Genomic DNA, 12,836 nt, shown 5'->3' on the forward strand with positions numbered 1-12,836 from the left:
TTTAGACTCAATAGGAATAAAAACCGAGGGATTTATCCTATTGAGACCTAGCTATAAGGTTTTAGAACCAAACCCCTATACCAAAATTTAGGCGGTCTGCCACATCAGCATCGTCCGCTGCATTGCTTCTAAACTGATAATCACCCTTCACAACTACCCCAGGTGCAATATGGTAGGTTAAACCGGTAGTGACATCGGTTCTATCATAGGCTTCGTTTGCGGTTAAGATGCCATCAGTATCGGCATGAGTGTTAAAGGTTTCATATCTACAAAAGGCAAACAATTTTTGGCGGTTCCCTACGGGAAGTACGTTATAGGCCCCTTCCAGGTACCAGCCTTGCAAGGCACTTCCAAGATTGCTTCCGGTTAAATTGTTGTAGTCATCCGTATCTGAAAGTGAAGCGTGGATAAATTGTCCACGGGCAGTAAACTTTTGGTACGCATAACGCGCATCCAAACCAAACATGGCGATACCAATATCAGCACCATCAAACTGTTCCACATCGTCCTCAGCTTGGGTACGACCAAAGTAGGTTGAAAAGCCCAATCGAAGACCTGGAATGCCATAATAATCCAATTTTGTGGATAGGTTTGGGCTGTCAATCGTAGATTGAATCCCTTTCTGTCTACCACCCCGCAGTCCACTGGAACCGCTCAATTTTCCGGCAACACCACCTTCACCATCAGCTTCTGTGGATTTAAATCCGTTGAACAAATAGGCCTGATAGCCCAAAGAAATGGAGTTGAATCTTCCCGTTACCCCTACTCCAAGCTCCCGCCAGGTAGTGGGCACAATGGCATTGTCCATTGCTGGACGCTCGGTACCATTAAAGGTTGTCGGTTCGTGGAATTCATTGATGATACCCATGGGAACCAACATTAAACCACCTCGTATGTTTAAATTAGGAGCGGCATTATAGTTTACAAAAGCTTGTTCCACAAAGACTTCCTCCACGTGTTCAAATTCAACTTCCGTTACAAACTGGGTACGGTCATCAAATCTGTATCCAAAAAGTAAAACCAATCGCTGTACATCCAGTTCCCCATTTTGAGCTTCTGGCTGATTGTACAGCATTTCGCCATAGGCCCCAACGGTCACTGCCGAAGCATAATTACCCGAAAGTAAACGCTGTGCGGCGTTGATTTGTTTCTGAGGATCGAGTTGAATGGAATCTGTTTTTGTCTGTGCAAAGGCAAAAGTGGAGCACAAAAGTGCCAATAGAATAGTAAGTTGTTTCATGATTGTTTGAGTAATTGTGCGGCAAATATATTTTCACCTCCCAAACCATCCAAATTTATTTAGACTTAGTTTAAATAAATTTTAATATTTAACATTTATACCCCTGCTTTTTATAAAAAACTAGTGATACACTGAAAAAAGTTCAGTGGCCTTGTTGTAAGCTGCTTCAAAAACCATCCAGTTTACACCCGTATCGGTTTTTGTTGTTGTGAAGTATGACAACATTTTCTCGGTGGGCATGTTGCCCGTAAGTTCATCCTTGGCCATGGGGCATCCGCCAAATCCCTGTACAGCCCCATCAAACCGACGGCATCCTGCCTTGTAGGCGGCATCCACTTTTTCATGCCATTTACTGGGCGTGGTGTGCAAATGGGCCCCAAATTCAATCTCTGGATATTTTGGAATAAGATTGGAGAACAAATAATCAATAACCTCTGGCGTGGAGCTCCCAATGGTGTCTGAGAGCGATAAAATCGTGGTGCCCATGGCCGCCAACTTTTCGGTCCACTCCCCTACAATTTCAACATCCCAAGGGTCTCCATACGGATTGCCAAATCCCATGGAAATATAGGTAACCACTTCCTTGTTGTGGGTATTGGCCAATTCCAATATTCCTTCCAAAGTTTCCACGGATTGTGCAATGGTCTTATGGGTATTCCGCATCTGAAAGTTCTCGGAAATGGAAAAAGGAAACCCCAGATAGTCAATAGCTTTATGCTGGCAGGCATCTTGAGCGCCCCTAATGTTGGCCACAATCGCCAAAAGTTTGCTCTTGGTCTTGGAAAGGTCCAACCGGTCCAAAACTTCTGCAGTATCCTGCATTTGTGGAATAGCCTTGGGAGACACAAAACTGCCAAAATCGATGGTATCAAAACCACAGCCCAAAAGCGATTGGATGTACCTCGCCTTTTCGGCAGTGGGAATAAAGGTTTTTATGCCTTGCATGGCATCCCGTGGACATTCTATGAGTTTGATCTTTGACATAGGCCGACCGTAAAATTACCATTATTTATCTGATGGCAATAGCTAAAATTACCCTTGGACCAGTACTTTGATAGCAGTTATGGTTTACCTTCCAAAAGGGCTTTGTTGATTTTTTTAATGAGACCTGGACCTTCATAGATAAACCCGGTGTAGAGTTGGACCAAATCCGCGCCCGCCTCCAATTTCTCCAAAGCATCTTCCGGTGAATGTATGCCCCCCACTCCAATGATGGGAAATGCCTTGTTGCTCTTTTCGGCCAAAAACCGAATGACCTCTGTGCTTCTTTTTGCCAAAGGTTTACCGCTGAGACCTCCCCTTTCCTCCGTTTTAAAAAGCGGCGTCTTTAGATCAGTTCTGGATATGGTGGTGTTGGTTGCAATAACCCCGTCAATTTCAGTCTCCTTTACAATACCAATAATATCCATGAGTTGGGCATCGGTAAGATCGGGAGCAATTTTTAAAAGAATAGGTTTTTCCTTGAGTTTAAGTGTTTTGGACTGTTTACTATTCTGTCGTTTTAACTTTTTGAGCAGATTGGTCAATGGTTTCCTGTCCTGAAGCTCCCGAAGTCCCGGCGTGTTGGGCGAGCTCACATTTACCACAAAATAGTCCACATGCTCGTAAAGCGCCTCAAAACAAATAAGATAATCCTTTATGGCTTCCTCATTGGGTGTTACCTTGTTTTTTCCGATGTTTCCCCCAATAATCACCCGGTGCTCCTTTTTCAACTGCTCCACAGCTTCAAAAACACCTTTGTTGTTGAATCCCATTCGGTTGATGATGGCCTTATCTGCCCGCAATCGGAACAAGCGTTTTTTGGGATTCCCCGCTTGTGGTTTAGGGGTTAATGTTCCAATTTCAACAAAACCAAAACCAAAATTTGAAAATTCGTTGTACAGCTTGGCGTCCTTGTCAAATCCAGCGGCAAGTCCAACCGGATTTTTGAATTTCAACCCAAAAACCTCCCGTTCCAACTTGGGGTCCTTTACTTCAAATGCCTTTCGGAACAAGGGACCAAACCCCAGTTTTGAAAGCACCCCAATGGCCCAAAAAGAAAAATGATGTGCTGCTTCAGCGTCTAATAAAAAAAGGATTGGACGAATGAGAATTTTATACATTCAACAGATTTTGGACAAAAATAAAAACTCTTAAAACAGTTTTCGGGAAAAGATTCATTTTTCGTCAACAGACCTGTTTATATGGATAGGACGCAAGGTAAGCTTATTGCACAATTCCACATAGAACTCGTATTGTTTGGGATTTAGGATGGACAACAATCTTTTGTCCATCATCCGAACGTTTTGCTTCATGCTGTCCAAAATACCCTTATACTCCATAGAGACTCTCATAAGCTCCTCTGGAGAGCTTTCTTCATGCTTTTTTAGTAGATATTCAGCTTGGTTCTGTAAAATCTCATTTCTGATTTTGAGCTCGGCACTCCAATTTCTCAAGCTTTCCAACTGTTCTTCGTTAAGTTGAAAAACTTCAGCAATGGTTCCGTCATCCCTTCCCCCAACACCAAGAAGGCACTCCTGTTGAGCAAAAATCGAAAAATTCAATATCAAAAAAAGACAAAAAACAGCCGCTTTCAAGTCGTATGGGGTTTACAAAAACAACGAAAGATAATAGTAAAAGTGTTTTCTTCATTAAAATCGCTATTGAATAAGCATTATTTTTGACAAAATGCACATCTAACATGGAGCAACTACTACCCCGATTTCTAGACTATGTAACCACCGATACCCAGAGCGACCCGTATTCCAAAACCACGCCGAGTACGGAAAAGCAATGGGACCTTGCCAAAAAATTAGTAATGGAACTGCACCAAATCGGTATGCAGGAAGTTTCCATTGATGAAAATGCCTACATCATGGCCACCTTGCCCAGTAAGGTGGACAAAAAAGTGCCCACCATTGGTTTTATTTCGCATATAGATACGTCGCCAGATTTCAGCGGAAGAAATGTGAAACCCCAGATTGTAAAAAATTATGATGGTAAGGACATTGTGCTGAACAAGAACAAGAACATTGTGCTTTCCCCGGATTATTTTGAGGATTTGCGCCAATATGAAGGGCAAACCCTGATCACCACAGATGGCAATACACTACTGGGTGCCGATGATAAAGCAGGGGTTGCCGAGATTGTTACGGCCATGGAATATTTGGTGCAACACCCAGAGATCAAACATGGTAAAATTCGGATTGCCTTTACCCCAGATGAAGAAATTGGAAGAGGTGCACATAAGTTTGATGTAAAAAAGTTTGGGGCCGATTGGGCTTACACCATGGACGGAAGCCAAGTGGGCGAACTGGAATTCGAGAATTTCAATGCCGCCAAGGCCAAAATTATCATTACCGGCAAGAGTGTACACCCGGGTTATGCCAAAAACAAAATGGTGAATGCCATTGGCATTGCCAACGAATTTTTAAGCCTTATGCCACCAAGGGAAGTTCCGGAACACACTTCTGGAATGGAAGGCTTTTTCCATGTGCACAAACTCAAGGGTGAAATTGAAAAAGCGGAAATTGAGCTCATTATCCGGGATCATGATGCCATTCATTTTAAGGCCCGAAAAGAAATGCTGGAAGACATCACGGAAAAACTCATTAAAAAATACGGGGACCACATTACCCTTGACATTGAAGATCAGTACCGGAACATGCGTGAAAAAGTGGAACCTGTTTTCCATATAGTTGAAATTGCGGAGGAGGCCATGAAACGACTCGGGATTGAACCTATTATTAAACCCATCCGTGGAGGGACGGATGGCTCCCAATTGAGTTTTATGGGATTGCCCTGCCCCAATATTTTTGCGGGAGGCCACAATTTTCATGGGAAATATGAATATGTTCCTTTGGAAAGTATGGAGAAAGCGGTAAAGGTAATCGTTAAAATTTGCGAACTTACAGCCAGTCAAATCAAGTAGTTGTGGAAAAATCCGAAAAATTAGCGGCCTACTACCAAAAGCAACATCCCTTTAAAGAAGGCATTGCCCATCTGCGAGAAATTGCCCTAAAAACCGAAGCTGCAGAGGATTTTAAATGGAGTATTCCCGTGTACACCCTAAATGGCAAGAATGTTTTCGGGATTTGTAAGTTCAAACATCATTTTGGCGTGTGGTTTTTTAATGGCGTGTTTTTGAAAGACCCCAAAAAAGTGCTGGAAAATGCACAGGAGGGCAAAACTAAGGGCATGCGTCACTGGAAATTCCAATCGCTGGAAGAAATAGATGACAAAGCGGTGTTGGCCTACATGAACGAAGCCTTGGACAACCAAAAAAGAGGGCTGGAAGTAAAGGCTGAAAAAACTAAAAAAGTTGCCATTCCTGAATTATTGCGAGCTGAATTGGCAAAGAACACCGCGCTAAAAACCGCTTTTGCAACCTTTACCCCCTACAAACAAAAAGAATTCTGCGAATATATTGCCGAAGCCAAACAAGAGGCCACCAAACTACGACGATTGGAAAAAATCCTCCCCATGATCAAGAAAGGTGTGGGGTTGAATGATGCGTATCGATAGGGCAATCCCATCCATTAACTCTTTGGGAATATGCATCAATTTGTCCTAGATTTTGAAAAATTTCATTTAATTATGTAGTCAACTATGTAGTTATCTAATTATTATTTATATTTTTACCATAAACTATAAAGAATGGCAAGAGATTTCATCAAAGAACTTGGCTATAAAGCACTGGACAACAGATTTAAACGCATTAGTGAACGAATGCATCATGATACAAGAAAATTTTTCAAACAAATTGATATGGACCTTGAACCAAGTTGGCATTTGGTCTTTAAACTGTTGAGAACGAACCAAGCTCAAACAATGGTTGAAATAGCCGAACAGTTGGGCTATACACATCCATCCACAGTGGTTATGCTCAAAAAGATGACAGCAAAAGGATATCTGGTTTCTGAAAAGGACCCGAGTGATAAAAGGAAACAAAACATTAAGCTCACCCAAAAATCCTTGGAACTTATCCCAGAATTGGAACGAATATGGGCCAGCTGCGAACATGCCATTCACCAGCTGCTAAATGGAGATCTTTCAATACTTAACCATCTTGATGCCATTGAAACAGCATTAAAGGAAATTCCTTTGAATGAACGCTTTTATAATGAATACACCAAACCGTAAAAAACTACCACTATGTCCAACATTAAAAATGAAAAAAGCCTCAATAAAAAACCAAATGCTTTGGAGTTATCAAGACGCGGAATGATTAGGACCATAGGGTTGGGTCTTAGTTTTACCACACTCCCTTCTTTTATGTCCGCTGCCATTACAGAAGTGCCTCAAGATGCTCTAGATCATGGCGAGCGAATAATTCCGGTCAAGGAAAAGGAGCTATCGGAAATGCAAAAATTCATTGAAGATTGTGTGGAAGCCAATAAAGACTCCAACCCACAAGAAGCTGTCAAGGAGGTTTTAAAAAAAGGGGTTTCCAACCCTACGGCCATGCTCAAAGCCATCGGTGAACCAAAAGAAGCGGGTTTAAAGGTGTTCTTACGTTCCGAGGAACTTACCATTTTTGCCGCAACATGGACACCTCAAATGAATCTTATGCCCCATAATCATAAAATGTGGGCCAACATAGGCATCTATACAGGGCGGGAAGACAATATTTTATGGGAACGTCAAAACAATGAACTGGAAGCCGATGATGTACGATGTTTGTTTGCAGGCGATGTTGCCACCCTTCATACAAATGCCATTCACTCCGTTACCAACCCCCTTCAGAGATTTACTGGTGGACTTCATATTTATGGTGGGGATTTCTTTGCCACAGAACGAAGTCAATGGAACCCAGAAACTCTTGAAGAAGAATCCTCCAATGGCAATGTAATACGTGGTATCTTCAAGAAAGCCAATGAACAAATGCGAAAGATAAAAAGTGAATAGCTTTAGTTCTCTAACAATGTATAATTATGGAAAGAGTATTGATATCCAGTGGAAGTCCCTATGAGGATATTATAGGGTTTAGTCGTGCAGTACGGGTTGGTCCGTATATTTCCATAGGGGGTACAGCTCCATTGGATACTAATGGAAATACTGTTGGGGTAGGCGATATAGCTTTGCAAACAGAGCAATGTCTGAAAACCATTAAAATAGCTTTGGAAAAAGCGGGCTCCAGCTTAAACGACGTGGTAAGAACCCGTATGCTTCTGACCAATATTGAGGATTGGAAAATTGCTGCGGACGTCAAAGCGCGCTATTTTAGGACGATTAAACCAGTGGATACCGTTATGCAGGTGTCCCGCTTTATTAATCCGGATTGGTTAATAGAGATAGAAGTGGATGCTATTATGCAAAAATGACTTTGGCAATACCTATGCGAAGCTTAACGCACCTGCGGCAACTCCCATCCATTATGGTATTCATTCCCTAAATGCGCATTGGCTTCGGTATTTGTAAATTGATTTTGGCCGGCATCCCAGAATAGGCGCTCACCATATGCTTACAATGATAGTATCCCATCAATGCTATCTGGATTTTTCAGCCAAAAACGGTTAACTTCACCAATGTCTACCCGCAAGTAGATATTGTTGAATATAAATCACTTTTTACGGTGCAGAACCGAAGTGATTCATATCCTTTTTGATTGTACTTAATACAAGACCTATAATTTTAGTCTTTAAAGCTGAAAAATGAAATTTTATTTCAAGTTTTGGTTTAAGATAAATTATTCTTTACCCTTAGATTTTCTTTTCGCAACACTCCTGCTTTCCAAAATTAGTCCCGTATCATGATAATCATCATGGCACAATTGACTGTAATTCGATAATTTCAATTTTTAATCACTTAATTATCAATACAATATACTCTTTGACAATGAGATACAATACGGTTATTATTGGAGGTGGCTTAGCTGGATTGACCGCTGGAGCCACCCTATCAAAATTCGGTAAAAAAGTCCTTTTGGTGGAACAACACTACAAACCGGGGGGCTGTGCCACCTCATTTAAACGGGGTGACTTAATGATTGAAGTCGGACTGCATGAAATGAGTGGCTTGGTAGAAAATGGTTCAATGTTTCGAATATTTGACATGCTGGATGTTAACAAAGAGGTTCAGTTTTTGAAAGTACCTGAATTCTATGCAGTGCATTCAAACAAAGATACGTTTGTATTTCCGCATGGTTTTGATACAGCCACTAAAGCACTCATCAACAAATATCCAGATGAGGAAAAAGGTATCAAGCGGTTTATGAAATTGATAGCCGGCATACGAAAGGACGCCCTCAGTCTGCCCCGTTCGCCTTTAAAACGAAAGCTAATTTACCCCTTGATACCATTGCTTTACCCAAATTTGGTGGAGGCTTCGAAACATACAGTTGGAACTTGGCTGGACAAGTATATCACCAACGAAAAAGCCAAACTGGACCTCGTAGCGCATATTGTCTACTGGGGCGATGATCCATATACATTATCTATGTTCTATTTTGGCTTACCACTCTCGGGCTTTGTGGGAAATGGTGGGCACTTTGTAAAAGGTGGTTCTCAACAGCTTTCCAACCATTTTGCCACATTTATAGAGAAGAATGGTGGTCAAGTTTTATTAGGGAAAAAAGTAGAGAAAATCGTTACACAAAATGGCCGGGTAACGGGGGTTACTTTCCGCGATAGTTTTAATAAAAGTTTGGAACCTGTAACCATTACATGCGATAATGTCGTGGCAAATTGCGCCATCCCTTTGGTGCCATCAATGTTGGATGAACCCCATGCAACTGTCCTTCAACAAAAAATAAAGAGTAAAACCCATTCTTGCTCCCTACTGTGCATATATCTTGGCTTTAAAGCAGAATTGGGTAGCTTGGGTGTAAAACACTATTCAAATTATATTCCGGGCGAGGGCGTGAAGTCCTTAAAAGATGTGAAACCCAATCACGTGGGTGATTGGTCAAAACGCAGCTTTATTTTTGTGGATTATGGTCAGATTGATGCCCAACTGGCGCCACCAAACAAATCTGCAGGTGTCATCTGTGCAGTGGACTATCTGAAAGACTGGGAAAATTTAAATAAAGAAGATTACAAGGCAAAAAAGGAAGAGGTAGCCCAAGTATTATTGCAGCGTTTAGAAAAACAATTTCCGGGAATCCGTGATCTTATTGAATACCACGAAGTGGCAACACCCAAAACGGTTCAACAATACACCTCGAATCCAAGTGGGTCGGTTTATGGTTTCGCCCAAACCTTGGAACAATCTGGCACCAAGCGATTGAGAAACAACTTCTTGATTCCAAACTTGTATTTTGCATCAGCATGGGCGTTTCCAGGAGGCGGTTTTGAGGGAAGCATTACAGGAGGTTTTTTAGCTGCCTTACAAATGAGCAAGGATAAAATCTGGGCTGAAACTGATGGAGAGATGTATTTAGACAACAGAGTTGTAAAACTCATAGCGAAGAATACGATAAATGACCAGACGATTGAATTGAAATTTGCGAAGTCAGCAAATTTTGAACATCAGAAAGGAGACCATGTCATTTTTAAACTACGTAACCCAAAGGCTCTTGAGTTGGACTTGCCCTATCGTTGGTTGCCCATTCAATCCGCGGCAGATGAGTCAAATATAACTTTCCATATTCCCAAAGAAAATGACGGTTTTTCAAAGAACTGTAAACGACTCGAAATTGGAGAGGAAGCCTTGGTAATGGGACCTATGGGTTAAAAAGTTTCTACAAAAAGTAAAAGGAATAAATCATGAAAGGAGCAATTTTTTTCTCTGGCAAATATGGCAGTACAGAGCAGTACGCCAACTGGATAAGTGAAGCCACAGGGCTACCCGTATTCGATATCAAAGACTCCCAAGCCAACCCGTCCAAATACGATTTTCTGATATTGGGCAGCTCAATAATCTATTTTAAGTTGACCATGAGAAAATGGGCAAAAAAGAACCTAGCCACTCTTAAACACAGGTCAAAGGTATTGTTCTCTGTTTCTGGAGCTGGGCCTAGCGACAAACTCGAAGGTTGGGTCTCCAATTCATTCCCACCTGAATTATTATCGCAAATGGAGCACATAGCCCTTCACGGAAGATTGGATCACTCCAAAGTTAGCTGGGGAGTACGATTAATGCTCTGGATAGGGTCTCTTATTAATTCAAATCCCGAAGCCAGCAAAGATGAACGATTGGGCTTTGACTACATGAACAAGTCAAGTATTGAACCAATTGTAAAACTGGCTAAACAATTTCAAAAAAACGAAACAACAGAATAGCTATTATAGAAATTGAACTCCTAAATAAAAATTGAAATGCCCTTACTTGAACTCTACAATGATGGCTAATATTAGCAATCTGCGAAAATCCATCCAGAAAGAATAACTGCGACAATCTTAAAAAAAGTATTCCTAAAGCAGATTCTAAGATTCTTATAGGTTGTACATCCTATCCCACCTTCGGCAACTCCCAACCATTATGGTATGCCTTTGCTAATTGCGCATTGGCTTCCGTATTTGTAAATTGGTTTTGGTCGGTATTCCAGAACAAACGCTCGCCCGTTTTATAGGCAATATTGCCCATGTGGCTTACCACGGCGGCATCATACCCCACTTTAATCGGCGCATTGAGCATAGTTTTATCCCGTGATTTAACGGCATCCAAAAAGTTTGTAGTGTGCAAATCCAATCCATTGGCATCAACTTGTTGTAAGGGAACCGGCTCTATTTTAGGGCCATTGTCTTGGCTCCAATTTGGGCGGTCATTTTCCGGAATCACTTCCCATCCGCCGCGATCCAACACCAAGGTTCCATTGTTTCCGATAAAGGCAATTCCATGGTTTCGGCCATAGTTGCCGCCGTCAATTCCAGTGGCGTGTTCCCATAAAAGGGAAAAACCATCAAATTCATATACCGTTTGTAGGGTATCCGGGGTTTCCGCGGCATCATCGGGATAGGCGAACTTTCCACCCATGGCCATAACCGACTTTGGTGTGGAGGCTTTCATTCCATAAAGGGCATAATCAATAAGGTGTACACCCCAATCGATCATCAATCCGCCAGCGTAGTCCCAAAACCATCTAAAATCAAAATGGAACCGGTTTTTGTTGAAGGGCCTATCTGGCGCAGGACCCAACCACATTTTGTAATCCACACCAGCTGGTACTGGACTATCGGGAACTGGGGGAATGGATTTCATCCACCCTTGGTAGGCCCAAGCCTTGGCCAAACGTATCTGTCCCAACTTTCCGGAATGCACATAGTTAATGGCATCCACAAAATGGGGCTGACTACGCTGCCATTGTCCAATTTGCACCATGCGGTCACTAGCATCTACTTTGCTCAGCATGATATCGCATTCTGCAATGGAGTTGGCAATGGGTTTTTCGCAATAGACATCCTTTCCGGCATCAATGGTATCTGTCAGCAATAAACAATGCCAATGGTCTGGTGTGCCAATGATTGCAATATCTATATCCTTATCTTCCAAGAGTTTTCTATAATCTGAATACCATTTGGGTTTCTTGATACCCGCTTTTTCTAAATCGGCGGTGCGTTGCTGAAGCACATTTTCATCCACATCACAAAGCGCCACAACTTCCACTTCGCTATTCTTGAGCATGGAAGACAAATCTGAAAAACCCATTCCTTTACAACCAATAAGACCCACTTGGATTTTGTCATTGGGGCTGACATTCTTTCGAATAGCGCCCAATAATTCCATCGGAAAAACCACGGTGGCCCCCATCCCGGCCATAAACAAGGATCCTTTTTTTACAAACTGTCTTCTGGTATCCATATCTTTTTTAAATTTTGAGTAAGATACAAAAAAACGTCCCTCACAATTGAATCTGCGAGGGACGTTCGTACAAATTGATATATCTATCTACTTTACTTTTTCTCGGAAGGTGTGTTCAACTTTTTGCTCATTTCCATGGAAATGGCAGAGCGGTCAAATTTCAATCGACCAGCCATGGTTTCAATGACACAGGAGAAGTCCTTGTCGTTCAATTCCACAATCTTGCCGTGAAGTCCGCTTTTGGTGATAATCTTATCCCCTTTTTTTAACTCCGAAGTAAATTTTTTCTCATCCTTCTGACGTTTCATTTGAGGACGAATCATAAAAAAATACGCCACGGCAAAAATCAATATCAGCGGTAAAAACTGTCCTATGTTTTCCATTCAGGCTGTAAATCTATTTAACAGGACCAGCTGGAGCCGCACCCGCAGGGTTGACAAAAGCTTTGATCCTTAACATTTCTGTTCCTTTTTCGGTATTGGCCGTAACGGTGATGGTCTTGGTCACCTGGTTTTGTCCAGAACCGTTGAACTTCACCAACAACTCACCAGACTCCCCTGGAGCAATAGGTGTGTTTTTTGGATATTGAGGAACGGTACATCCACAGCTACTTTTTGCATCAGTAATAATCAGCGGAGCATCTCCGGTGTTGGTAAATTTAAAGGAAGTCTCTTGGGGGGTTCCTTGAGCAATAGTTCCAAAATCATGCTCTGCCTTTTCAAAGGTCATCACAGGAAGTTGCTTTTGTGCTTCATCTCTACTGGTAGCACTTTCAACATTGTCAGCAACTATTTTTTTTGAGGCTTTGTCCTTGCAGGAAACACTCACTAATCCCACTGCTAGGAATAAAGTTAAAATTGTTGTTATTCTTTTCATG

Annotated in this window: 14 protein-coding genes; 7 read left to right on the forward strand and 7 right to left on the reverse strand. The window is 41.9% G+C overall.

Annotation, left to right across the window (positions count from 1 at the left end):
- Positions 1–61 precede the first annotated feature (61 nt).
- The 4 genes from FG28_RS01230 to FG28_RS01245 all read right to left on the reverse strand — a co-directional run bounded on the left by FG28_RS01230 (position 62) and on the right by FG28_RS01245 (position 3,783).
- Positions 62–1,240: a hypothetical protein gene (locus tag FG28_RS01230; protein WP_036379250.1), complete on the reverse strand. Its 1,179-nt coding sequence runs from the start codon at positions 1,238–1,240 to the stop codon at positions 62–64.
- Positions 1,241–1,360: 120 nt separating this feature from the next.
- A complete protein-coding gene (locus tag FG28_RS01235; protein WP_036379252.1) occupies positions 1,361–2,224 on the reverse strand; it encodes a hydroxymethylglutaryl-CoA lyase in 864 nt (287 codons plus the stop codon).
- Positions 2,225–2,301: 77 nt separating this feature from the next.
- On the reverse strand, positions 2,302–3,342 hold the full coding sequence (locus tag FG28_RS01240; protein ID WP_036379255.1) for a quinone-dependent dihydroorotate dehydrogenase: 1,041 nt from the start codon (positions 3,340–3,342) through the stop codon (positions 2,302–2,304).
- A 54-nt stretch (positions 3,343–3,396) separates the two neighbouring features.
- On the reverse strand, positions 3,397–3,783 hold the full coding sequence (locus FG28_RS01245) for a hypothetical protein (protein WP_197062534.1): 387 nt from the start codon (positions 3,781–3,783) through the stop codon (positions 3,397–3,399).
- Between the two features lie 137 nt (positions 3,784–3,920).
- Between FG28_RS01245 and pepT the strand changes: the two genes are divergently transcribed.
- The 7 genes from pepT (at position 3,921) to FG28_RS01280 (ending at position 10,440) form a co-directional block, all read left to right on the forward strand.
- Entirely contained in the window at positions 3,921–5,150 is a 1,230-nt protein-coding gene (gene pepT, locus FG28_RS01250; protein ID WP_036379257.1) for a peptidase T, read from the forward strand.
- Positions 5,151–5,152: 2 nt separating this feature from the next.
- Positions 5,153–5,743, forward strand: a complete 591-nt coding sequence (locus FG28_RS01255) for a YdeI family protein (protein ID WP_036379259.1) — start codon at positions 5,153–5,155, stop codon at positions 5,741–5,743.
- 132 nt (positions 5,744–5,875) lie between these two features.
- On the forward strand, positions 5,876–6,361 hold the full coding sequence (locus tag FG28_RS01260) for a MarR family winged helix-turn-helix transcriptional regulator (protein WP_036379261.1): 486 nt from the start codon (positions 5,876–5,878) through the stop codon (positions 6,359–6,361).
- Between the two features lie 12 nt (positions 6,362–6,373).
- The gene (locus FG28_RS01265) at positions 6,374–7,126 is read left to right on the forward strand and encodes a hypothetical protein (protein ID WP_051947135.1); all 753 of its coding nucleotides are present in this window, start codon (positions 6,374–6,376) and stop codon (positions 7,124–7,126) included.
- Between the two features lie 26 nt (positions 7,127–7,152).
- The gene (locus FG28_RS01270) at positions 7,153–7,542 is read left to right on the forward strand and encodes a RidA family protein (protein WP_036379263.1); all 390 of its coding nucleotides are present in this window, start codon (positions 7,153–7,155) and stop codon (positions 7,540–7,542) included.
- 514 nt (positions 7,543–8,056) lie between these two features.
- On the forward strand, positions 8,057–9,892 hold the full coding sequence (locus FG28_RS01275) for an FAD-dependent oxidoreductase (RefSeq protein ID WP_036379266.1): 1,836 nt from the start codon (positions 8,057–8,059) through the stop codon (positions 9,890–9,892).
- A gap of 32 nt (positions 9,893–9,924) precedes the next feature.
- Positions 9,925–10,440 carry a flavodoxin domain-containing protein gene (locus FG28_RS01280; RefSeq protein WP_036379267.1) on the forward strand — a complete coding sequence of 172 codons (516 nt, stop codon included), beginning with the start codon at positions 9,925–9,927 and terminating at the stop codon, positions 10,438–10,440.
- A 169-nt stretch (positions 10,441–10,609) separates the two neighbouring features.
- Here the strand turns inward: FG28_RS01280 and FG28_RS01285 are convergent, their stop codons facing one another.
- The 3 genes from FG28_RS01285 to FG28_RS01295 all read right to left on the reverse strand — a co-directional run bounded on the left by FG28_RS01285 (position 10,610) and on the right by FG28_RS01295 (position 12,835).
- Positions 10,610–11,959, reverse strand: coding sequence for a Gfo/Idh/MocA family protein (locus tag FG28_RS01285; protein WP_036379269.1), 1,350 nt, complete (start codon positions 11,957–11,959; stop codon positions 10,610–10,612).
- A 92-nt stretch (positions 11,960–12,051) separates the two neighbouring features.
- Positions 12,052–12,342 carry a preprotein translocase subunit YajC gene (gene yajC, locus FG28_RS01290; protein ID WP_036379272.1) on the reverse strand — a complete coding sequence of 97 codons (291 nt, stop codon included), beginning with the start codon at positions 12,340–12,342 and terminating at the stop codon, positions 12,052–12,054.
- Between the two features lie 13 nt (positions 12,343–12,355).
- Entirely contained in the window at positions 12,356–12,835 is a 480-nt protein-coding gene (locus FG28_RS01295; protein ID WP_036385973.1) for a DUF1573 domain-containing protein, read from the reverse strand.
- Between the last annotated feature and the right edge of the window lies 1 nt (position 12,836).

It is taken from the genome of Muricauda sp. MAR_2010_75 (assembly GCF_000745185.1).
GTDB lineage: Bacteria > Bacteroidota > Bacteroidia > Flavobacteriales > Flavobacteriaceae > Flagellimonas.